Here is a 23,739-nt window from a genome sequence, read left to right on the forward strand (position 1 = left end):
TTGAATATTTTCTCTCAATAGGGAATGCTCTAATAAAGTATTGAGAAAAACCGGGTAGGTTTTGAGGATGCTTTGCCACGTTTGGTGAAGTGATGGTTTTGTTCTATTTATAGGGCTGTTATGCATGCAATTACCATTGATGCTCTACTGTAATAAATTTAAAATGTATTATTGACATTTAATATGTTTTATTATATTTGCTATACGCGCTATAAACCGATATATAAGCCATCTGTGGACAAGTATTATTTTGATAGCCTTTTTAATTGAGTTTAATAATCTAAAATGAAGTAATGAGTAAACTTTTTAGTACGATTTTATTGGGGTTCGGATTGTTGTTGATGCATACAGCAAAGAGCCAGGAAGTTTCACAACGAAAGGATGTCGCGCCATTTATCTTACAACGGGCTGATCCTTTTATCACAATAGGAGATGATGGGAATTATTATTTTATAGCGACCGTTCCTGAGTATGATCGTATTGAAATACGTCAATCCAAAACATTAAAAGGATTAAAGAAGGCCAAGGCTGTAGTTGTATGGCATAAGCATGATAAAGGTGCTATGGGGAATCATATATGGGCTCCTGAAATGCATCAGATAGATGGTACTTGGTATATTTATTTCGCTGCGGGTTCTGCTGAAGATAAGTGGAAGATTCGCAAGTATGTGCTGTCGAATAAATCAAGTAACCCAACCAAAGGAACTTGGAAGGAAGAGGGGGAAATGTTGAGCGTTCGAAATGAGTTTACATTGGATGCGACTACGTTTGTGAACGGGACACAACGCTATATGGTATGGGTTGATCGAGCTTCGACAACGGTTCCGAATACGGGCTTGTATATAGCGAAAATGAACAGTCCAACGGTGCTCGACGAGAAGCAAGTTGTTATTAGCCAACCTGAGTACGATTGGGAAATTCGTGGACACCGCGTGAACGAAGGACCTGCTGTGTTAGTACGTAATGGTAAGGTTTTTTTAGTGTTTTCTGCAAGCGCAACGGATGCATCTTATTGTATGGGGCTATTGTGGGCAGATACAAATGCTGATCTGCTGGATCCTAAATCATGGCATAAATTACCAGAACCGGTATTCTTTACCAATGAAAAGTTGAATCGGTTCGGCCCTGGACATAATAGTTTTACGACAACAAAAGATGGCAAGACGGATATTATGGTTTATCACGCCCGTGAGTATAAGGATATCGACGGTGAGCCACTGTATGATCCGAATCGCCATACGCGTGTTCGTGTGTTGAAATGGACAAAGGATGGTATGCCAGATTTTGGCCAAGAGTTTGGAGATGAAGAGTTCTCAAAAATCAAATAACTGCATTTATCAACACGAAGAGGATGAAATTATTAGTTAAATTTTTTTACATGTCTTTGCTTGGGCTTGGTTTTCTTCAAATGGGACGGGCACAAGAGAAAAAGGCCGATTTTACAAATTATCTATTTGTATATTTTTCGAACAATAGTCCCGATGGGGAGCAAGTACGCTATGCGGTGAGTAAAGATGGCGTTAATTACCGGGCATTGAAAAATGGTGGTGCAGTTTTGGGATCGGATAGTATTGCTTTAAAGAAAGGAATTCGTGATCCACATATTTTACGTGGTGAAGATGGGAAGACATTTTATATGGTATTGACCGATATGAGGTCCAGTGAAGGTTGGCAAAGTAACGATGGTATTATCTTGTTAACGAGTCAGGACTTGGTTCATTGGAAGCACAAGGCAATAGATTTTCCAACACGTTTTCCAAAATTGAAAGGTTTTGATAAAGATAATTTACATGCTGTATGGGCGCCTCAAACGATTTGGGATGCAAAGAAGAAAAAGTATATGGTGTATTATACAATTGGCAGACATGATTGGGAGTATGCTGTAGGGGATGGTTCACAGCCGTATTTTAAACTGTTTTATTCGTATGCAAATAAAGATTTTACGGATTTAACGGAACCCAAACTTTTGTTTGATTTTGGCTCTGCTGCTATAGATGGAGATATTGTCTATGATAAAAAGAATAAGAGTTATGTCCTATTCTTCAAGGATGAAGGCTTATCAACAATCAATAATGGTTTTAAAACAAAGAATGGTGTTATGCGTGCGACCTCGTCGAAGTTGACGGGACCTTATCAGACTGAATATAAACATTTGCATAAAACTTCTGCAATTGTGGAGGGATCGAGTGTCTTCCAGAAAATTAATTCAGATGAATATATTTTGATGTATGACTGCTATGCTGAAGGTTATTATCAATTTTGTACGAGCACGGATTTAAAGAGTTTTGAATTTTTGAAGAATACAGATACAAAGGGAAATTTTACACCGAGGCATGGATCTGTTATTCAAATTACGGATGCCGAGTTAGCTCGATTAGAACGAACATTTGAATAAATAAGATGTTTTCGCTGTGTCAAATTCTTTTTTTGTTGAAAAATGATATCTTTGGCAGTGTATTCGCTTAATATTTTATGAAATCTCTATTTTTAACGTTCTTATTTATTGCTGTAGCGTTTTCGACAAAGGCACAATCGCAGGTTGAACCTCTAGAGGAGGTGATGGAAAAACAACTGTCGTCGGTAAAGAATGGATTGTCTAGAGGCTTTTTCTTGGAAACCTCGGTGTATGGTGGTGTTGCTGCCGACGATGATTACACCGTTTTTGGAGCTCATTTTGTGCGAAGTTTTCAATTTAATCCTCATATAGCTCTAGGGGCTGGAACAGGCGTTCGAATATATGATGCTGATGGGGTGTATGTTCCATTGTTTCTGCAATTTCGAGCCAATTTCATCAACATGAAATTTAGTCCATTTACGGATGTAGCGATGGGCTATTTGCCTGCTGTAGCCGGTGGATATGATGGGGGGCTTTTTGTGAACTCAAGTGTTGGTTTGGCTCGCGGTCTAAGTGATAAACAGATTCGATTGAGTGTTTTTGTGGATATCTTTGATCAACCTATTTATGAGCACTATCATTATGGATTTAATAATGATCCGGAAGATTTCTACAGTAGGAGTCGCGTGAGCGATCTTACCATTACTTCAGGTATTAAAGCCAGTTTTTCATTTTAAAAATTGTTTAACATCATAAATCGAGTTTAGGGCAGTCGAAAGACTGCCCTTTCTGCGTATAGATAGTGATTGTAAGGGGGCTGTTTGGGAGGTGATTTTTTTGTCTTCTCATGTTGATGACACGATGTTTTGTCAGAATGGGCATGGTATTTGCAAAATCGGCTGTACAGTTAGGTGGAGTCAGAAATTGTCTGGTTTCTTGGTGTAAATCTTTGCTGTACAGGAATATTGACGATTTTCTGCGAAAAATAGAGGGTTTTTTTGTTAATTTTATATTAAATTATAAAAAAATATCAATCGTTAACAGAAAAAAATGTCAAAGTTCGTATATTAGAAGCATAATTCATCAACCTTGAAAAACATGTAGTGAAAGTTGGAAAGAATTGAGGTACCCAGACTTTATTTAACTTCTCCCTTTCCGTAAATTTAACTTTGAATTTAGAATATGAAAATTGGAATTACTTTCTCCGCATTTGATCTCCTCCATGCAGGACATATCAAAATGCTTGAAGATGCAAAGGAACAGTGTGATTTTTTAATTTGTGGATTGCAAACAGACCCAACATTAGATCGTCCGGAAAAGAATAAGCCTACACAAACTGTTGTTGAACGTTATATACAATTGAAAGGCTGTAAGTTTGTTGATCAAATTGTGCCCTATGCTACAGAACAGGATTTGGAAGACATTCTTCGTTCATTTAAGATAGACGTTCGTATTTTAGGTGATGAGTATAAAGAGAAGAACTTTACTGGTCGTCAGTATTGTGAAGAAAAAGGTATTGCTCTTTATTTTAACAGTCGGGATCATCGTTTCTCGAGCTCAGGCCTAAGAAAGGTTGTGGCAGAAAAAGAAAGAGAAAAGGAAGCTATGGTGGTCACGATAGATGGAGCAACTAAAGCGGATACAAAAAGAAAGAAAGCTTAATATTTGTTTGAATACTAAGAAAACGATTATATATCTTAAGATTTTCTTAGTGCATTCACTCCGAACTTTATAAACAAAGAAAAATGAAAGTAGGGATAACATTTGGTGTTTTTGATTTGCTACATGCGGGTCATATTATGATGTTAGAAGAAGCCAAAAGACATTGCGATTATCTAATAGTAGGGTTAAATACCGATCCGTCTGAAGTGGATCCCGAAAAAAATAAGCCTACACAGTCTATTGTAGAGCGTTATATTCAGTTGGAAGGTTGTCATTATGTGGATGAAATTATTCCTTATGAAACTGAACAGGATTTGGCAGATATGATTCAGGCGTTGCATGTTAATGTGCGTTTTTTAGGAGAGGAGTATCGGGATAAAGACTTCACTGGCAGAAAATACTGTATTGAAGAAGGTATAGAAATTCATTACAATAAGCGTTCGCATCGTTTTTCGAGTCATGGTTTGCGTAAAGTTGTTGCTGATAAAGAGGCTGAAAAGGAACTTAAAGCATAGCTAGATCGGATCTAGTTAACTTTGTTAGCGAGTAAGTGGCTTTTGTAATCAAATAGTATATAAAAAAATAAAATAATGAGTAATAATATACACGTCATCTTATCTGGTGGTGTGGGCAGTAGGCTCTGGCCTCTTTCCCGGAAAAGTAATCCGAAACAATATTTAAACCTGTTTAAAGAGGGCTCTCTTTTTGGTATGACAGTTCTCCGCAATAAATTACTTTGTAATAAAGTGATTGTAGTTGGCAACTGTGATAATTTTCAGTTGAGTAAAGAAGTGTTAGATGGGCAAGGGGTAGAGTATACGGATATCGTTGAAGCTACTCCTCGTAATACCGCTGCAGCGATTGCTTTTGCTGCTTTTGCTGCTTCTCCGGATGATGTCTTGGTTGTTACACCTTCGGATCATGTGATTGTGGGTGAGGATGCTTACGAGAAGGCTATCCAAACAGGTATTGAGAAAGCTAAACAAGGTTATATTGTGACTTTTGGGATTAAGCCAACGCGACCTGAAACAGGATATGGATATATTGAATACGAAGATGATAAGGTTTTATCTTTTCGCGAAAAACCAAATCAGGATACGGCAGAAGATTTTATTGAACGAGGTAATTTTCTGTGGAATTCAGGGATGTTCTGTTTTCGGGCAGATACTTTTTTAACTGAATTGCAGCAATTTGAGCCTAAAGTTTATGCTACAGCGTTTGCGGCTTGGCAGCATCAAAAAGATGGGCGCCTGGACGAGAGTTTATCGAAGAAAATTCCATCCATTAGTGTTGATTATGCTGTGATGGAGCGTTCCAAAAAAATCCGTGTTGTGGCAACACAGTTTCAATGGTCTGATCTTGGATCTTTTGAATCATTATATGATTATTTGGTTTCTACGGGATATCCTGTCGATGAAAATGGAAATATGATTATCGGTTCCGATATGTATACCGCCTTTGTAGGGCTAAAAAATGCTATTGTCGTCTACACTGACGATGCATTACTTTTCTTACAGAAGGAAAAATCACAGGATGTGAAGAAAGTATATAATACATTGGAAAAACATCAATCAAAGTTGATCGATTGATGTGTCTAGCTGGTGAGAAGGTTGGCTGATTTGCTTACCTTGCTTACTTCTAACCTTTTCACCATATAGGAAATGCATATAATTGAAAATGAGTATTTACGTGTAGAGGTTGTTCCAGAGGGGGCAGAACTTCGTAGTTTATTTGATAAACGGATCGGTAGGGAGTGTCTTTGGCAAAGAGATGCGAAGTATTGGGCGAAGTCGTCTCCTATATTGTTTCCGTTTGTGGGTGAGTTAAAAAATGGCCAGTATAAATATCAGGGGAAATCTTACGAGATGCCTAAGCATGGTTTTGCTAGAGACTGTGTTTTTGAGCTGCTTGATCAGCAAAAAGATAGTTTGGTTTTCGTTTTAAAATCTGATGAACATACAAAAAAAATATACCCTTTTGAATTTACGTTGACGGTACGTTATCAACTTGATCTCGGTCGTCTTTCGTGTACATATGAGGTATGGAATAGAGGAGAAGAAGAAATGTTTTTCTCTATTGGTGGTCATCCCGCTTTTCAACTCGATTTGACCAGTCGGCAATACTTTTCCGATTACTATATTGTATTTCCAAAAGATCATGCTTTGACACGATTCTTTTTAAAGAAAGGTCTTCTTCTGCCGCAATCGGAATGGCAACCATTGGAAGGTGTTAGACTTCCTTTGAAAGAAAATATGTTTTATCAAGACGCTTGGGTATTAAAAGACTTGCGTTCTGCACAGGTATCTTTGCGTAATCGTAATGGAAGCTATCGGCTGGATTTTGACTTCAAAGGATTTTCTTATTTCGGGCTTTGGGCGCCTCTGGATGCTCCTTTTATTTGCCTCGAACCCTGGTGTGGGGTGAATGATAGTAATCAACATAACGGTGTTTTACAAAATAAAGAGGGGATTGAACGTCTTGAAGCTTCAGAACGTTGGAGGAGGACATGGTCGGTTGCTGTTTCGGATAGCAATATTTAAAAATCAATTCAAAAAATAGCAATTGCCGGTCTTTGTTGAAGCTTGAGCTCTCAGCAGTTGATTGCATTTTGTTGTTTAATTGTTAACATACTGGAAAAAAAATTACTTTTTAACTTCTTCGTTTTCTTTCGTCATAAGTTTTTTTTGTAACTTTACAACTACAAAGTGAGTGTGCTGGAACTTTTTATTAATCTTTTATTGTTTTAAATTTTTGATAAATAGGCTCTTACATCCTTCGTTTCTAAAAGGATGTTTGTGGGTGTGTTTTTGGTAGGTTTTATTTTTGCACGATTAGTAAAAGATAATGATATATTTGAGGCCGATGAAATTTGAATGTCTATATTGCCATGGGAGTTGAACAATGCCGCGATCGCTATGATCGGCGTTTTGGACGATCGCGACAATTGTTATTACGAACTGTTTTTATTTCTATAGTGGTCTTGGTTGTGTTGATGGCCTATTATCTATATAACCCTTCCCTTGCCACTCTCTTTATGATGTTATTTTCTATGCTTCTTTTTTGGAGCTTTACACTCTTCTTTTTGTTTCGAAAAGTTCGAAATAGAAATTAGTTGTGTTTTTTAGATAGTTCCGACATCTTTAGAAATTACCACAGATTAGCCGATCGATGGTTTTCTTGATACGTTCCTGTGTGTTATCGTCACTCATGTCTAATCCCATAAAAGGAGACGAAAGACTTACTTTTGAACGTATAGCTAAGTAGGTAATCCCTGCCAGTATCAATAGGAGTTCCTCTTGTGCCCCCTCCCGATTTATTTTGTTGTCCTTACTATCGGATAGGTTTGATAATGCTTTTTCCCAAATGCTTTTTTGCTTTTTTGTAAACGGAGTTAACTCTTTATTTTTGGATGTGAGTGCCCAATGTAATAGGCCTGATAACTCACGATCTTCTATTAATGTCTTGTATTCCTCTTCAAATAGGTATGCGATATCCTCAGCATGCGTTTGTGTTGCATTTTGATGTATTTGTGTACTTATTTTTTCTGGTAATGTCTCTTTTGTAGATTTTTGCTGCAGGTAGCTACTTATAAGCTTCTCTAGATCGCCAAAGTATAAATAAATTAGTTTAGGGTTAAAACCTGATGCTGTTGGAATACGGCTGATCTGAAGATTGCTGTAGGTTTCCTCTGCTAGTATTTTTCCAATGCTAGCTACCAATTTCTCTTTTGTACGTTCTTTGTTTCTGATTTCGCCGTTTACTGCTTTCCTTGTTTTTGTTGTCATGTTTGTTTCTGTTTAGTTAAGTAGATTGGGGCTGAATCTCTACCTTCTCTCACAAATTTATATAAATGAAGCATAAATCAATATATTAAATATTTATTAATTTAATAATATTTTGTTTAAAACATTTTAAAAGAGATTGTTATGTGTTTCTTGTTGAATTAATTTTTTCAACAATAATTAACTTATTTTTACGTTGATTAACAAATCATTTGCATTTCATTAACAACTTATTGGGAATGTTTTAACATCTCTTCCTTTAGAATGGGGGTATATTAGTCCTGTGCTTTCACGCCATATATGTATATGTAGAAAAATGATGAAAATTAACTGAGTGTTAACTAAAACGATTAAATGAGCTAAAGTTCGCGAACAAAATAGTTGGTTGGCGCAGATTACTAGGTGATTTACGCTTTGTTATATATCCTAAACTAAACAATATTAATTTTTCAAGTAGAGGTGGCATCTAAGCCGTTTAAAAGGTGTTCATCAAACATGTTTTAAGATTTCATTTGTTGTCGTTGAAAAGACAGTCTTCTTTAGAAGACATATGCTTATGTAGATGGTTTTGAATGTCGTTTTAGGTGTTTCCACAGTTCATTAATTATGCAATATCTTCAAATTTTTAAAAAAATAGGGCTGTGCGGCGTATTCTTTTGTTGCGCTTTTTTTTGCACGACAAATTTATTTGCACAGGATAAACAGCTGCGAGGTGTCGTTTATGACGCTATCGATAATTCGGTTTTGGCTGGTGTCTCGGTTAAGGTAAAGGGAACAAAAAATGTTACCGCGACAGATGGTAGTGGTACGTTTCTCATATCAGCAAAAGATGGTGATATGTTGGAGTTTTTCTATATAGGATATCTTTTGCAGGAAGTCGAGGTTAAGGGACAAACTACCTTGCAGGTTTCTTTGTCGCGGGATTTACAACGTGTGGAAGAAGTGGTAGTCGTAGGATACGGAGCAATGAAACGATCAGATGTTGCCACGGCGATCACCTCGGTGAAGCCTGAGCAGTTTAATATGGGAGGTGGGCGTGATGTGAAATCCTTGTTAGAGGGAAAGGTTGCAGGACTTACTGTAACAAGAACGGGAGGAAGCTCTCCTAATTCTAATGTTGCTATTCAGTTGCGAGGAGTTGTTTCTGTGAATGGTAGTCAATCTCCTTTGGTTGTTATCGATGGAATACCTGGCGGAAATATAGATTTGCTTCGAGCAGAGGATGTTGAGTCGTTTGAGGTATTGAAGGATGGAGCTGCTGCATCTATTTATGGCTCTAGCGCAAATGCCGGTGTTATATTGATTACCACTAAAAAGGGAAAAGCTGGACCTGCGCAATTCGATTATTCGACTTTCGTCAATAAATATTACGAATCAAATAAGCCTAAATTCTTGAGCGCGGATCAATATCGCACAGCGATGGCAGATTTAGGTTATAATTCGGCAGCTTATGATCGTGGAGGAAATACGGACATGTATGCAGCTATTGTTAACAAAGAAAATATTTCCCATAGTCATAATCTGGCGGTTTCAGGTGGTAGCGAAAATACATCCTATAGAGGATCTGTTTACTACAGTAATTTAGAAGGAGTGGCCTTAGCGAATTCGAGGCAACAATATGGCGGACGGATGTCTCTGCAAGCGAAGGGATATCAGGATATGTTGACTTTCCAGTCCAATCTAGCGACGAACTATAATAATATGGACATGTTAGGGAATGAAGGTTGGACTGCCGCTGCTCGCGCAAATCCCACAAACCCAATGTATAACGAAGATGGTACATTTTATGAGGATATGGCCTCTGATGAAAATAAATTTGCGCGGTTATCGCAGCAAAAATATGATCGTATTCAGCAAACAACTTCGGCGGATGCAAAACTGATTTTCGAGCCGATAAAGAATCTTCGGTTTTCGGCTTTCGGTAGCGTACAGCGGGATGATCAAAAGGATAATAAGTATTATGACAAAGCTTCGCGAACTTCGGTGAACAGTTATGATGGAGAGGGTTATGCTTACAAGTGGTCTTATTTTAAGAGTAATTATGCTTTTGAACCGACGATCGATTACAGCGTTAATGTAAACAACAAGCACCAATTTACTGCATTAGGAGGATATAGCTATCGTTATCAAGTAGAAGAGGCTTTCAATGCGTCTAATAGCGGCTTTCTAAACGATGCCAATGAGGAAAATGATCTCGGGGCAGGGAGTTATCTTGTTGAAGGCCTAGCCGGAATGGGGAGTGAGAAAGTCGACGAGACCCTGATCGCTTTTTTTGGTAGGTTAAACTATGTTTTTGACGATAAGTATATTGTTCAGGCATCCCTACGTAGAGAGGGGTCTTCCAAATTCGGGCGTAATTATAAATGGGGGAATTTTCCTTCCGTGTCTTTGGCTTGGAACATTAGCAACGAAGCGTTTTTGAAAGATCAAAATTTGCTTTCTAATCTGAAATTGAGAATCGGATATGGTGAAACCGGTAATTCTGGTATGGATCCCTATCAGTCTGTCTCGACCATAGGAACTGGTGGATATTACCTAAGTGACGATGGAACTTGGATTCAGACCTATGGGCCGAACAAAAATCCGAACCCCAACTTGCGCTGGGAAACCAAGAAAGAATGGAACTTTGGACTCGATTTTGGGTTCTTATCAAATCGTATATCGGGGAGTTTTGATTTTTATAATCGGATAACCGACGATTTATTGCTAGGGAGTGTTACGGTGCCTATTCCTTCCAATGTTATTTCGACTTCTACAATGAACATAGGCAGGATTTCGAGTAAAGGTTTAGAGCTTAGTTTAAATACAACGCCATATCGCAAAGGCGATTTTATTTGGAAGGTAGATATGGTAAGTAGCTACACGCTTTCCAATACGATGGACAAATTTGCGAGTAACTCAGCTGCCTATTTGGAATTTGGCAGTATAGGAGGTTTTGGTGCTTTAGGTAATGCCGTTCGTATATACGAAGGGTCTGCTATAGGTAATTTTTTCGGCAAACGGTTTGCCGGATTTGATGAGAATGGTGAGTGGTTGTTTTATAACGCTGCAGGTGAAAAAGTAGCTGGAAGTAGTACTTCTGATTCGGATAAGACGATTATCGGAAACGGTGTTCCTCGTTTTTATCTGTCTTTGACAAATACGCTGCAATACAAAAAGTTTGATTTTTCTTTTCTACTACGCGGAAAATTTGGCTTCGATATTTTGAACCGTCAAAAAATGGCTTATGGCAATATGAAGACCTTGACAAGTGGTTATAATGTATTGCAAGAGGCACTTGAAACAGGCTTGAATGCGTCTTATCAGTATTCTGATTATTTTATTGAAAAGGGAGATTATATGAAATTGGATAACGTAACGTTGGGTTATAGCTTTAAACCAAAGAATGTGAAAATTCCAAGAGGAAGAGTGTATTTTACTGTCCGTGATCTGGCTACCTTCACTAAATATAGTGGAGAAACCCCAGAAGTTGATGATACGGGGCTTTATCCGGGTATGGCCGAATATTACAGCACTCCAGTGACTCGAAATTTCATGTTAGGACTTCAAGTGCAATTTTAATAGTAGACGAATTGAAAAAACTTAGTTGATTTTTAAGATCAGATTATGAACGCAAAAAATAGATTAAATATATGTTTAGCCGGGTGCATGCTGGTTTTTAATGTTGCATGTACAGATTTGTCGGAGACTGTGTATAGTGAGATTAATACAACGAATTTTTATACAACAAGAGATGAGGTGATGTCGGCTGTTTTAAGACCTTACACGCATAGTAGAGCCGTTTTTGCTGCTCAGTCTCGTGAAAATGTTTGGCGTATGAACGAGTTTTCTGCCGACCAGCTTGCTTGGCCACAAAAAGGTATTCACGGCTATGATAGTGGAAAATGGATACAGTTCCATTATCACACATGGAATGATTTACATGCGACCATTTCAGGAGCCTGGAGTCTCCTGTTCCAAGGGCTTGGTTATTGCAACAGTGGAATAGAAGGATTAGAAGCTCGTGAGGCGACGGATATGGGGATTACAGAAGAGGAGAAAGCTGCATTTATTGCGGAGTTACGTGCAAACCGGGCGTACTATTATTTACAGGCCTTGGGGACCTTTGGTAATGTGCCAATTGTGACTACAGTGGGCGATCCCGAATATCCAGCGACGAATACGCAGCAGGAGGTGTTTGATTTTGTTGAATCTGAGATGTTAGTCGTTATCAATGATTTGCCAGAGATGAATAGCGGTAATTCCGGTCGATTTACGCAGATAGCAGGCTATGCCATGTTAGCAGACCTGTATTTAAATGCAGAGACCTGGACTGGGACAGCACGTTTGACCGATTGTTTGACATATTGTAATAAGGTTTTAGCGAGTGAGGGTGGAGGACAACATGGGGCTGTAGCGCTCGATGAAAATATTTTGACACCTTTTGGTACACAAAATACAGAATCTTCTAACGAGAATATATTGGTCATATCCTATGATTACCAAGCTTCCGGGGACCGCTGTAATTGGGCTAGTGATTTTTACCACTTTGCACAGCGAAATATAGATGGAGGGAATAGAAATGGGAACAATGGGGTTGTTGTCGTGCCTTCTGCATATGATGCTTTTGATGACAAGGACCTTAGGAAGAAGGAGTGGATGCTGATTGGTACACAGTATTACCAAAGTGATCCTGCAACTACGGTAAAAGGCACAGTAGAATATGCCGGAGAACCATTAGTTTTTGTGAAAGAGATACGGTTGAATAAATCTGGCGGAACAGAATCTACAATGTATACAGGTGAGGAAAATAGTGGTGCTCGCTTTAATAAATATAGGGGTGGAATAACAACAGCGGACGATTTCTGTAATAACGATTATGTGTTATATCGTCTCGCTGAGTTTTATTTGATGAAGGCGGAAGTTCTTATGCGTCAAAATGGAAATTCTGCGACGAGCGAAGCTGTGGAATTGGTGAATACAATACGCATGCGCGCATTTACGGAAAGCGATTGGGCTACAGGAAACTATGCTTATACGGTAAATTCGCTGACAATGAATGAGCTGTTGGCGGAAAAAGGTAGAGAATTTATTTTTGAAGGAAAGCGTCGGATTGATCTTATTCGTTTTGGTAAATTTCTAACAGGTTCTTGGTGGGATCATGAACCTACAGCAAGTGAACATTTAGAATTATTTCCTATTCCTAATTCACAACTGGCCGTAAATCCTAACCTTATTCAAAATTCTGGTTATTAGTGTTTTTGTGGTTTGATAGGCCAAGGAAGTAGATGCTCAACTTCCTTGGCTTATTTTTATTTTGATGGTACTGTAAAGATAGTACAGGACGGTTGATTGTAGAGAATCTTTACCTTTACGAAAATTTACCTAAATAACTTAACCAAGATGACTACATTTAAGACGCTGGGACAATTTATAATTGAGAAACAGGCAGATTTTCCTTTTGCTAAAGGTGAACTCTCTCGCTTACTACGCGATATTGGGATCGCTGCAAAAGTTGTGAATCGGGAAGTAAATAAAGCTGGGCTAGGAGATATCTTGGGTGATGCAGGGCAGATAAACGTTCAAGGAGAAGGGCAAAAGAAGTTGGATGTCTATGCCGATCAACAATTTATAAAAGCGCTCCAGAATGGCGGGGAGTGTTGTGTGGTGGCATCTGAAGAGCATGAGCTTCCGGTGTTCATAGATTCTGAAATTTCGAAGAATGCAAAATATATTGTTTGCATAGATCCTTTGGACGGTTCCAGTAATATTGATGTCAACGTATCGGTTGGGACTATCTTTTCGATATATAGAAGAGATTCTGTGGGTGGACCTGCTACCATTGAAGATATTTTGCAAAAAGGTCTGAAGCAGGTCGCTGCAGGCTATGTTGTCTATGGATCTTCAACAATGTTGGTTTATACTACGGGAAAAGGGGTCAATGGTTTTACCTTAGATCCGAGCATCGGCGAATTTTGTTTGTCTCATCCCGATATCCGTATCCCAAAAGATGGGTGTATTTATTCGATTAACGAAGGTAATTACCTTAAATTCTCTGATGGAGTAAAGAAATATATAAAGTATTGTGAGGGCGAGGATAAACAGACAAAACGCCCTTATACTTCTCGTTATATTGGTTCTTTAGTGGCTGATATTCATCGAAATTTATTACTTGGTGGAATTTTTATTTATCCAGCAACATTAAGTCATCCCAATGGAAAATTACGGCTCATGTATGAATGTAATCCTATTGCATTTATTATTGAACAAGCAGGTGGAAAAGCGTCCGATGGAAAACAACGTATTTTAGAGATTGAACCAACAGCACTACATCAGCGGTCTGCATGCTTTATGGGGAGTTTAGATATGGTGGAGAAAGTGGAAGAGTTTCTCGCAAAAGAGCTGTAAACGTAAATGTTTTTGCAAGTAAGGGAATGCGGATTCGTATTCCCTTATTTTATGATATGTTCCCTTTATTTTTGTATTCTTTAGGTTGGCTATGAGTTTATGCACAGTCGTTGAATCAAATTGCAATTTATCGTTCTTAATTGCTTGCTCGAAGGTCTTGAAATTTATAAGAAGCCTTGAAAGGCTCGAGTTTCTTCTTTTTCTCCTATGACGTTGTGCTTGTTCGATGGAGATTAAAGTAGTTCGTTCAATGTCTTGAGTAACAATAGTCTGTGTTTGTAGATAGTTGGACCTCTCCATGAAATAGAATTTTCGAAACTCGAAGGCTTTATCCGCTGTGTTAAAATAACGAGAAAGGCAACAATAATAAAAATCTGTCTCATCGATCGTTTTTTTTGAACAATTTGAAGAAAAGTTCGTTAATGTCTTTTTATCTTACTGAGGCTAAATAGGAAGTATGTTTTAGGAACTTAATTTTCGAGCTTGTTGTAATTTTTTTGATACTTTTTACCGATAGTTCCGTCATGTTGTTCTCTTAGAGAACTTTTATAGGCGTCGGTTCTCGCACATTTTTAATAAGAAAGACAGCAAGAATACACCAAAATTATTTTTAATATATACCTTATTTATCGGTAAATAATATGGTTTTATGCTTAATTTTTTTAGATTTGCGGCAACCAATATTATAGGCCTTTTGTCAAGGAGAAAATCTTTTGTATAAAAGGTTGATAAAACGGCAGACATAAACAATCAGATTATGGAAAAAAAAGTAAGAAAAATTGTTGAAGGACCTATTCGAAACAAAGAGCGTACGAAAGAGAAGCTTGTTGCTACGGTTGGAAAAATATTTGCAGAATACAGTTATGCCGATCTAACTATAAGCAAAGTGTCAGAAGTTTCAAATTTAAATCCAAAGTTGATTTATCTCTATTTCGGGGGCTTAGATGGGCTTGTCCATACTTTTTTGGAGACGAAAATTACCGCATTTGATTTGTCCAATCAGATCGGAACCGCGATGTTGGACAAACCTAAGAAGATTTTATCTGAAGATGTCGTTTTTTTGCTAGAAAAGAAATTTGAGGAGCTTATTTCGGATAAAGAATGGCAAGGGATGCTACACTGGAGTGTTGTTGCGAAAGATAAGGTGCTTCGGAAAGCCATAGAAGACCAGCAGGAAAAATGGCTGTTGGTTCTGAATGCTCTTCGGGATAACAAACGTGCTAACCAGGATACTTTGGATGAACTCGCAATATTAATGGCCGGTATACAGTTTTTATCTGTTCGCCTAAGAACAGAAGAAATTCCTTTTTTCGGACTGGATCTTAATGATGCCGAATCACAGAGCCGGATTAAAACATCTTTGGAACGCTTGGTGAGGTTTTAACTCACCAAGTTCTGTTTTTGTCGTTTGCTTTTTCTCAAAAATATTTTTTACTATAGCAATCAAATGCCTCTATAAGGATATTGTTTTTGAGAGGTTTAAGTGTTTTTTTTAGTTTATGTTTTTCGCTAAATTTCTCGTATTCCCCACGCTATTTAGCTAAATAAATAGTTTTTTTTTATGGAAAAGGTTTTGATCTGTATAACTAAACTGATAGAAGAAAATGTAGCGGCTGTATCAAATTCTTGGAGGATAAGCATATAATTTTTACTTTACTCAAAGGAAGAATTGTGTATCCTTGAATCTTTGTAGAGTTTGTCGAATTGCCAAATATGATACAGTTTAAAAATATTGCATGGACGTGTATTTGGCAATATTAGCATAATATCGACAGATAATTGATGTTAAAGCCAAAGAAAGTGCATGCTTGTTTAAGCTTTTCTTCGGTCGTTGTTCTGCCTTTGTTCTACCTTTCTTCGGACCAACTTCGCCCTTTCTTCGGTCGCCGCTTTACTTTTTTCTTACTGTCGTTATATATTTTCTTTACTGAAGTAACCAAACAGTATAACGGGAGTATCATAAATGTACTTCAACGGACGAACATTTAGCGAAGATTCTAGGGAATTGGTTATAAGAAGCTCCGAAGGAGGGTTATCCATCCGACAGCATCCGACAAGATGTAAGCGAACGTCCGCCAACCATACGACAAGTCGCTTCAGATACTATTTTTTTGTTGACCTGTTTTTTATTTTTGTTTCGTCAGACAAAAAATACAGGGATGAGTATCCCGTCATAATTGAATTTTTAATAGTTAAGAAGTAAAGAAATGGGAACAATTTTTCAACGGATAGAAAGAATGCCTAATAATGAAGAAGGGCCGGTTTTGCTATCCTTACATCATCCAATGTTCTTTAAAACTAAAGAAGTCTTATTCCTGTTTGTTTTTAACATTTTTCGGAGTGTTTTTTTAGCAAAAGAGTGTGTTTGCTAAAAGATTATTAACGATTTAGCCTTTTTGCTAAAAGGTTTTAAAAATGTAACATATTTTTTATAAAAAGTTTTTTCTTTCAAAATAAATGTGTTACTTCGTATGGCAAAAAAGCAACCGATTGCACTAATTGTGGTCTGAGAGAGGATACGATAATGTTTCTGCAATCATTTGGAAACAAATTAATTACAACAAAAACAAATTTATGTGGCACTCTGACAAAAAGAAAGTGGCGGGTAGGAATATGTGGGTTATTCCTCTTGTTCTTCTAGCAACAAGTTATGGTCATGTTCAAGCGCGTACCCCCTCGACGGTAATCGAGGTACGCACAGTACAGAATCAAAAAACAATTTCTGGAACTGTAAAAGACAACAGTACAGGACAGCCTGTAGCTGGGGCTACGGTGACAGTAAAAGGAACCAGTACGGCGACTTTTACAGATGCAAATGGTCGTTATTCACTTACGGTCAATTCTGGACAAACTTTGGTAGTCAATTTTCTAGGCTATGAGAGTAAGGAGATTGTTGTTGGAGAAAGTGCTGTATTAGATATCAGTTTGTCTCCCTCAGATACCAATATTGGTGAAGTTGTGGTTACGGCTTTAGGTATCAAAAGAGAAAAGAAATCACTGGGGTATTCGACGACAACTGTTGGAGGTGATCAGTTTACCCAAGCCCGTGAGCCCAATTTAGGTAATGCTTTATCGGGAAAAGTGGCTGGTGTGAGTGTCTCAGGAAACTCGACAGGTATGGGAGGAAGTAGTCGTGTAGTTATTCGTGGAGCGGCGTCTATTACGGGGAATAACCAACCCCTTTATATCGTTGATGGAGTCCCTTTAGATAATCAGAACTCAGGTTCTGCAGGGCAGTATGGCGGTTTAGATATGGGGGACGGGTTGAATAGTATCAATGCCGATGATATCGAAAGCATTCAGGTATTGAAAGGTGCATCTGCTTCCGCTTTATATGGTTACCGTGGTGGTAATGGTGTCATTATGATTACGACGAAATCAGGTAAAGGTGTGCAAGGTTTGGGAATAGAAGTGAATAATAACCTAACCGTTAATAGTATTTATGATTACCGGGATTTTCAAAAGACTTATGGTCAAGGTACTCAAGGTGTCAAGCCAACAACGCAAGCAGCTGCTTATCAAACTTATGATCAAAGTTGGGGAGCGCTAATGGACGGTAGCGAGGCCATAAATAGATTAGGTAATAAATATGCCTATTCTCCAATTGATAATTGGGAAAATTTCTATGAGACAGGTCTTACGAATCAAACTTCAGTCGCTGTTAGCGGTAGTGATGAAAAATCTACATTTCGCCTAGGTCTAAACAATATTCACGAAGGTAATATTTTGCCTAATGCAAAGTCAAATCAGCGCGGAGCAAATTTAAATACAACTTATAAAATAACTCCAAAGGTACAATTAGGATTAAACCTAAATTATATGTTTGAGTTCGTAAACAACCGGGCAAATCTTTCAGACGGGAACGGTAATACGAATGCAAGTTTGCTTTATTTGGCGAATGGTTATGATGTGCGTTGGTTAGAATCGGCTGTTGATGAAAATGGATTAGAACTTCAGCCAGGTAATAATGTATACTTTAATAATCCTTATTTTCTACAATATAGAAAATCGAATAGTTCTACACGTAAACGTTTGACAGGAGGATTTAATTTACGTTATGACATTACGGACTGGTTGTATATACAAGGTGCTGCTACGCGTGATGGTTATACGTTGGCGTTCAAGCAAGTTCAGCCCAAAGGAGCATCTGCTGATCCTAATGGTTATATTGAAGAATATCAAAAGGAATTCGAAGAAACAAACTTTAACTATTTGATTGGCGCAAAAAAACAGGTAGGTGATTTTTCACTTTCTGGGACGTTAGGAGGAAATGTGCAGACAACGGGGTATCAACAGTGGGGAACTGATGGTGGTATCCGCCCGTTTATCATTAGTGGGGTGTACAATACAGGAAACGTAGCGGCAGGCACCCGGACTTTTGCCAAGGGATACGAAAAGTATCAGGTAAAATCAATTTATGGGATAGCTGATTTTAGTTTTAGAGATTTCTTATTCTTGAATTTAACTGGACGAAAAGATTGGTTCTCTACGTTAGATCCTGAAAATAATAGCTATTTCTATCCATCTGCCAGTTTGAGTTACGTGTTTACAGATCATTTGAATCTTCCTTCTTGGATCAATATGGGTAAATTGCGCTTATCTAGAGCTGCAGCTTCCAATGGTACAACTCCTTATCAAACAGCACTCTATTATGAGACGAAGTCTTTTGAACTTCAAAGCCAGTCTCTGGGTACGATTGCAAATACTACAGTACCTAATGCAAGCCTAAAACCTGTTCGCATTGCCGAATGGGAAGCGGGAACAAATCTTGAATTTTTTAATAATCGCTTAGGAGTGGATTTAGCGGTTTACAAGAAAACAACCACAGATGATATCGTCCAAGTAACGACAAGTTCGGCATCAGGTTTCTCTTCGGCAATCCAAAATATTGGTCAAGTACGAAACAAGGGAATTGAAGCATTGATCTACGGTGACGTTATACGTAAGGAAAATTTTAAATGGAAGACATCTGTCAACTTTGCATTTAATGATAGTGAAATTGGCTATTTAGGAAATCAAGACCGTCTGAGTGTAGATGGTGCTGTATCTCGTTCAGGTAATGCCTCTGTTCAGCAGATTGTTGGTCAGTCCTATGGACAAATTGTAGGCTACAAATATAAAACTGATGCTGCTGGCAATCGTATGTTTGATGAGGATGGGCTTCCTATACGTTCTGATGATGTAGAAATATTGGGTAACGGTGTATATCGTTTTACAGGAGGTTTCCGAAATGATTTCAGCTATAAAAATTTCACTTTAGGCGTTTTGTTAGATGTTAAATTGGGGGCTAAAATATTTTCAGGTACAAATTTAAATTTGTATAGCTCTGGCTTACATAAAAATACGTTAGAAGGGCGTGAAGGGGGAATTATAGGTAAGGGCGTTACAGCGTCAGGCGATGTAAACACCACCTCTGTTGATGCGCAGACGTATTGGAAATATGTAGTTGACCAATCATTTACTGAAGAATTTGTTTATGATGCAGGGTTTGTCAAATTACGTGAGATTTCGTTCGGTTATTCCTTGCCAAAATCTATACTTGGAAATGGCCCATTTAAAGGAGCATCGTTTTCATTGGTAGGAAGGAATTTATGGACCATTCATAAAAGTACCCCAAATATTGATCCTGAATCTAACATCAATAATACCAATGGTCAAGGTTTAGAATTAAACGGTTATCCATATACACGTAATGTAGGTTTTAACTTAAATCTGAAATTCTAAAAGAGAATTACTTTAAATCGGACTTTTACAGTTTTAAGGATTAAAAAAAAGAGAATAACATGAAAAGGAAACTTTTATATATACTTGCTGCTTGTGGAATTGGTATGTCCTCTTGTAGTGATTTTGGAGACTTAAATGTGGATCCAGAGGCAATAGGACAAGAGACGATGGACTATCGGCTAGTATTTACTAATGTACAGCAATATGCTTATGGTACAGAATATGAAGCTTGGCGTAATGGGTTAATTTATATCAGTACGATGATCCAACACACGGCTTCGGTTCAAAGCTATTGGAATGGGGATAAATATACCTATAGTGCTGGCTATAATGCCGCGTTTTGGGATCGTATGTACCCTAATGGAATCCGCGATGTCATTGACCTCATGGAAAATTGGAAAGATGATGAGTCTTTTGCTGCTGAATATGAAATGGCGCGGATTCTCAAAGTGTTGTTGTTTCATCGTATGACGGATTTATATGGTGATGTTCCGTATTCTGAAGCTGGACAAGCTTATTATCAGGCAAATGGTTATCCGAAATACGATACGCAGGAATCTATCTATTTGGATATGTTGAATGAGTTGAACGAGGCTGCAACAAACTTAGAGGGTAAGACTTCCTCTATTTCTGATGCAGATTTAATTTACGGTGGCGATGTGGCGCAATGGCAGAAGTTCTCCTATTCGTTGATGTTGCGTTTGGCGATGCGTTTATCTAAAGTCGATGCTACAACAGCGCGTACATGGGTGAATACGGCTGTCCAAGGCGGTTTATTTACAGCGAATAGTGATAATGCTTTAATTGAACATCCAGATGCAACTACTGCAAACAACAGTTGTGAACCGTTTGGAAAGGTATACGTACATGAAGATCCGAATGCGTACCGAATGAGTGAGTCTTTCATCAATTTATTGAAAGATACCAAAGACCCGAGATTATCTCTTTTAGCAACTGTTGTAACCGATCCGTCAGTGAAGGTAGACGTAGAAGGTTGGTCGAGAGGTGATACGACGTCTGCGAATCAATTGGGGATGCCGAATGGCTATGATGAAACAACTACTGGGGCGACAAACATTACTAATTATTCTTTGTATCCTGGTTCGATGAACAAATATTCGGTGGTGAATAGATATACTTACGGTAGAATTGATGCACCAACATTTTTAGTGACTTATGCTGAAAATCAACTTTTGTTAGCTGAAGCGGCTTACAGAGGCTGGATTAATGGTTCTGCAGAAGAATATTATAATGCGGGGGTAACTGCTGCAATGCAACAGTTCTCACAATTTGGTATTACAGGTGTCGGTTCTGCCGCAATACAGAATTATCTTGCGAATAATCCTTATAATGAGGCGACAGCATTAAAACAAATTAACACGCAGTATTATATTAACACATTTACAGACGAATACGAGTCTTTTGCAAACTGGCGTCGGTCTGGATATCCAGAGCTAACACCCGTGAATTATATTGGTAATGTAACGAATGGGACTATACCACGAAGATTCACCTACCCGACAGAAGAAGCGACTATCAACAGCGCGAACTACCAGGAAGCGGTAGCTCGCTTAAGTAACGGAGATCGCATGACTTCTCGCGTTTGGTGGGATGCTCAATAATGGCAGTCAACTAGAATAAAAAAAGGTTACCCAATAGGGTAGCCTTTTTTATTGTTACAAGAATAGCGTAAAAGACCTTATTATAAAAACTTTGTGCCCTTGTTCCCTTCGAAGATGTTCTTGATTTTATTAAATGTGTATTTTACATTTAATAAAAAATGTTATCTTTACTTCCAAGGATAACCAATAGTTGAACAGGCCAATGTTGTAAAGCATGTTCCTCTTTTCAAATAGATGTATATGAACACGATGAAGCGTATTCTTTTAGGATGCTTAGCACTATCAATTTTTTCGAACGCTTTTGCGCAAGATTTAAGTATTTCTGGTCCAGATAAAAAACTTCGGGTAGATGTATCGTTAGACACCGGTAAGCTCTATTATCAAGTATTTTTAGATGGTAAGCAAATGTTAGAAAAGTCTCCGTTAGGACTTAAAGGTCCGCAGGGCGATCTTTCTGTAAAATTACATTTAGTAGGGAATGAATCTCGGAAAATCGAAGAGACCTATGAGGAGCTAAAAATTAAAAAAAGTAAGGTGCAATACCAAGCGAACGAATTGATTGGTCGCTTTGAAAACGAGGCTAAACAGAAGCTTGATGTTATTTTTCGTGTAAGTAACAATGATATTGCATTTCGTTATCATGTGCCGCAAGTCGGAGAGCCTGCCAATTTTATTATCGAAGAAGAAGTGAGCGGGTACAAATTTCCATCCTTTACTACAACATTTTTGACCCCACAGGCAACACCAATGATTGGTTGGATGAAAACAAAGCCCAGCTATGAAGAGGAGTATAACCCAGATCAAGCGATGGGAGTGCCTTCTAAATATGGTGTTGGCTATACATTTCCAGCCTTATTTCACGTAGGTGATCAGGGATGGGTTTTATTATCTGAAACAGGCGTTGATGCCTTGTATTGCGGATCTAAACTTAGTGAAGGTAGCAAAGACGGTCTATACAAAATAGCGTTTCCGGAGTCGGGAGAAAATAATGGAATTGGTCGTGCAAATCCAACGATCGGATTGCCGGGGTATACACCATGGCGTACACTGACTGTGGGTAGTAACTTAAAGCCTATCGTAGAGACAACAGTGCCTTTTGATGTAGTAGAACCTAAATACAAAGCCTCGAAAAATTACAGTTTTGGACGATCAACTTGGAGTTGGTTAGAATGGCAAGATGGAAGTATCAATTTTGAGGACCAAAAAAAGTTTGTTGATCTGTCGGCAGCTATGGGATATGAATTTGTTCTCGTAGACAATTGGTGGGACACTAGAATTGGTCATCAAAAGATCGAAGAGTTGGTCGCTTATGGAAAAGAAAAAAATGTCGGCATTTGTTTATGGTACAATTCTAATGGTTTTTGGAATGATGCACCTCAAGGACCTAAAAACCGTATGAATACAGCCACAGAAAGAAAAAAGGAAATGGCCTGGATGCAGCGTTTAGGTATTAAGGGAATTAAAGTAGACTTTTTTGGAGGTGATAAACAGGAAACCTTAAAGCTCTATGAAGATATTTTATCGGATGCTAATGACCATGGTTTGGTTGTGATTTTTCACGGTTGTACATTGCCTCGTGGGTGGGAGCGTATGTATCCTAATTTCGTCGGCAGTGAGGCCGTATTGGCTTCAGAGAACCTGATCTTTACACAGCACGCCAACGATACAGAAGCTTTTAACGCAAGCTTACATCCTTTCATTCGGAATGCTGTTGCTTCAATGGATTTTGGCCCGGTACTGCTAAATAAACAGCACAATCGTGAGAATAGTGGTGGCACAATACGTAAAACCACAGAGACTTTCCAGTTGGCTACTGCCGTCTTGTTCCAAACTCCAGTACAAAATTTTGGAATTACCCCCAACAATTTAACGGAGATGCCAGGACATGTCATCGATTTTATGAAACAGGTTCCTACAACATGGGATGAAACTCTGTTCATAGATGGCTATCCAGGTAAATACGCCGTGTTAGCCCGTCGTCATGGTGACACTTGGTATATCGCAGGAATAAATGCTGAAGAGAAAGAAAAGACAATTCATGTATCTTTGCCGATGTTATCTGGAAATACAATTGTTGTGTATTCCGACGATAAATCACGAAATCCTAAAAAAGAGGAGATCAAGTTATCGAAAAATAAAACTATAAAACTGACTTTACAATCGGGTGGGGGGACGATAATCGTCGGACAATAATCCTTTTGTGTAGAGTGCTGTGAATTTGGGATGT

The 23,739-nt window shown here is 38.2% G+C and carries 15 protein-coding genes; 14 read left to right on the top strand and 1 reads right to left on the bottom strand.

Features of this window, described 5'->3' with window-relative positions:
• The first annotated feature begins 293 nt into the window (after positions 1-293).
• The 7 genes from ACSZOX_RS12720 to ACSZOX_RS12750 all read left to right on the top strand — a co-directional run bounded on the left by ACSZOX_RS12720 (position 294) and on the right by ACSZOX_RS12750 (position 6,537).
• A complete protein-coding gene (locus ACSZOX_RS12720) occupies positions 294-1,328 on the top strand; it encodes a glycoside hydrolase family 43 protein (RefSeq protein WP_437920367.1) in 1,035 nt (344 codons plus the stop codon).
• Positions 1,329-1,351: 23 nt separating this feature from the next.
• Positions 1,352-2,395 carry a glycoside hydrolase family 43 protein gene (locus ACSZOX_RS12725; RefSeq protein WP_437920368.1) on the top strand — a complete coding sequence of 348 codons (1,044 nt, stop codon included), beginning with the start codon at positions 1,352-1,354 and terminating at the stop codon, positions 2,393-2,395.
• Between the two features lie 77 nt (positions 2,396-2,472).
• Positions 2,473-3,072: a hypothetical protein gene (locus ACSZOX_RS12730; RefSeq protein ID WP_437920369.1), complete on the top strand. Its 600-nt coding sequence runs from the start codon at positions 2,473-2,475 to the stop codon at positions 3,070-3,072.
• Positions 3,073-3,517: 445 nt separating this feature from the next.
• Complete coding sequence (locus ACSZOX_RS12735; protein ID WP_437920370.1) at positions 3,518-3,997, top strand: adenylyltransferase/cytidyltransferase family protein; 480 nt, start codon at positions 3,518-3,520, stop codon at positions 3,995-3,997.
• A gap of 83 nt (positions 3,998-4,080) precedes the next feature.
• A complete protein-coding gene (locus ACSZOX_RS12740) occupies positions 4,081-4,512 on the top strand; it encodes an adenylyltransferase/cytidyltransferase family protein (protein ID WP_437920371.1) in 432 nt (143 codons plus the stop codon).
• Between the two features lie 75 nt (positions 4,513-4,587).
• Positions 4,588-5,586, top strand: coding sequence for a mannose-1-phosphate guanylyltransferase (locus tag ACSZOX_RS12745; protein WP_437920373.1), 999 nt, complete (start codon positions 4,588-4,590; stop codon positions 5,584-5,586).
• Positions 5,587-5,658: 72 nt separating this feature from the next.
• A complete protein-coding gene (locus ACSZOX_RS12750) occupies positions 5,659-6,537 on the top strand; it encodes an aldose 1-epimerase family protein (RefSeq protein ID WP_437920374.1) in 879 nt (292 codons plus the stop codon).
• Between the two features lie 600 nt (positions 6,538-7,137).
• Here the strand turns inward: ACSZOX_RS12750 and ACSZOX_RS12755 are convergent.
• On the bottom strand, positions 7,138-7,782 hold the full coding sequence (locus ACSZOX_RS12755) for a TetR/AcrR family transcriptional regulator (protein WP_437920376.1): 645 nt from the start codon (positions 7,780-7,782) through the stop codon (positions 7,138-7,140).
• 603 nt (positions 7,783-8,385) lie between these two features.
• Between ACSZOX_RS12755 and ACSZOX_RS12760 the strand changes: the two genes are divergently transcribed.
• The 7 genes from ACSZOX_RS12760 (at position 8,386) to ACSZOX_RS12790 (ending at position 23,705) form a co-directional block, all read left to right on the top strand.
• The gene (locus ACSZOX_RS12760) at positions 8,386-11,340 is read left to right on the top strand and encodes a SusC/RagA family TonB-linked outer membrane protein (RefSeq protein ID WP_437920377.1); all 2,955 of its coding nucleotides are present in this window, start codon (positions 8,386-8,388) and stop codon (positions 11,338-11,340) included.
• Positions 11,341-11,385: 45 nt separating this feature from the next.
• Positions 11,386-13,014, top strand: coding sequence for a RagB/SusD family nutrient uptake outer membrane protein (locus ACSZOX_RS12765; RefSeq protein WP_437920378.1), 1,629 nt, complete (start codon positions 11,386-11,388; stop codon positions 13,012-13,014).
• 147 nt (positions 13,015-13,161) lie between these two features.
• Positions 13,162-14,166, top strand: a complete 1,005-nt coding sequence (gene fbp, locus ACSZOX_RS12770) for a class 1 fructose-bisphosphatase (RefSeq protein WP_437920379.1) — start codon at positions 13,162-13,164, stop codon at positions 14,164-14,166.
• A gap of 757 nt (positions 14,167-14,923) precedes the next feature.
• On the top strand, positions 14,924-15,550 hold the full coding sequence (locus tag ACSZOX_RS12775) for a TetR/AcrR family transcriptional regulator (RefSeq protein WP_437920381.1): 627 nt from the start codon (positions 14,924-14,926) through the stop codon (positions 15,548-15,550).
• A gap of 1,190 nt (positions 15,551-16,740) precedes the next feature.
• Positions 16,741-19,890 (top strand): SusC/RagA family TonB-linked outer membrane protein, encoded by a 3,150-nt coding sequence (locus ACSZOX_RS12780; protein WP_437920382.1) that lies wholly within the window; start codon positions 16,741-16,743, stop codon positions 19,888-19,890.
• 59 nt (positions 19,891-19,949) lie between these two features.
• Positions 19,950-21,512: a SusD/RagB family nutrient-binding outer membrane lipoprotein gene (locus ACSZOX_RS12785; RefSeq protein WP_437920383.1), complete on the top strand. Its 1,563-nt coding sequence runs from the start codon at positions 19,950-19,952 to the stop codon at positions 21,510-21,512.
• A gap of 240 nt (positions 21,513-21,752) precedes the next feature.
• Entirely contained in the window at positions 21,753-23,705 is a 1,953-nt protein-coding gene (locus tag ACSZOX_RS12790) for a glycoside hydrolase family 97 catalytic domain-containing protein (protein WP_437920384.1), read from the top strand.
• Positions 23,706-23,739: the final 34 nt, after the last annotated feature.

Source organism: Sphingobacterium sp. LRF_L2, from assembly GCF_965644235.1.
Taxonomy (GTDB): domain Bacteria; phylum Bacteroidota; class Bacteroidia; order Sphingobacteriales; family Sphingobacteriaceae; genus Sphingobacterium.

Excerpts from the sequence above, each read along its gene's own strand:
- ACSZOX_RS12765 (WP_437920378.1), top strand. The coding sequence starts at position 11,386 with ATGAACGCAAAAAATAGATTAAATATATGTTTAGCCGGGTGCATGCTG.
- ACSZOX_RS12775 (WP_437920381.1), top strand. The coding sequence starts at position 14,924 with ATGGAAAAAAAAGTAAGAAAAATTGTTGAAGGACCTATTCGAAACAAA.
- ACSZOX_RS12785 (WP_437920383.1), top strand. The coding sequence starts at position 19,950 with ATGAAAAGGAAACTTTTATATATACTTGCTGCTTGTGGAATTGGTATG.
- ACSZOX_RS12790 (WP_437920384.1), top strand. The coding sequence starts at position 21,753 with ATGAACACGATGAAGCGTATTCTTTTAGGATGCTTAGCACTATCAATT.
- ACSZOX_RS12720 (WP_437920367.1), top strand. The coding sequence starts at position 294 with ATGAGTAAACTTTTTAGTACGATTTTATTGGGGTTCGGATTGTTGTTG.
- ACSZOX_RS12730 (WP_437920369.1), top strand. The coding sequence starts at position 2,473 with ATGAAATCTCTATTTTTAACGTTCTTATTTATTGCTGTAGCGTTTTCG.
- ACSZOX_RS12760 (WP_437920377.1), top strand. The coding sequence starts at position 8,386 with ATGCAATATCTTCAAATTTTTAAAAAAATAGGGCTGTGCGGCGTATTC.
- ACSZOX_RS12735 (WP_437920370.1), top strand. The coding sequence starts at position 3,518 with ATGAAAATTGGAATTACTTTCTCCGCATTTGATCTCCTCCATGCAGGA.
- ACSZOX_RS12725 (WP_437920368.1), top strand. The coding sequence starts at position 1,352 with ATGAAATTATTAGTTAAATTTTTTTACATGTCTTTGCTTGGGCTTGGT.
- ACSZOX_RS12780 (WP_437920382.1), top strand. The coding sequence starts at position 16,741 with ATGTGGCACTCTGACAAAAAGAAAGTGGCGGGTAGGAATATGTGGGTT.
- ACSZOX_RS12755 (WP_437920376.1), bottom strand. The coding sequence starts at position 7,782 with ATGACAACAAAAACAAGGAAAGCAGTAAACGGCGAAATCAGAAACAAA.
- ACSZOX_RS12750 (WP_437920374.1), top strand. The coding sequence starts at position 5,659 with ATGCATATAATTGAAAATGAGTATTTACGTGTAGAGGTTGTTCCAGAG.
- ACSZOX_RS12745 (WP_437920373.1), top strand. The coding sequence starts at position 4,588 with ATGAGTAATAATATACACGTCATCTTATCTGGTGGTGTGGGCAGTAGG.
- ACSZOX_RS12740 (WP_437920371.1), top strand. The coding sequence starts at position 4,081 with ATGAAAGTAGGGATAACATTTGGTGTTTTTGATTTGCTACATGCGGGT.
- fbp (WP_437920379.1), top strand. The coding sequence starts at position 13,162 with ATGACTACATTTAAGACGCTGGGACAATTTATAATTGAGAAACAGGCA.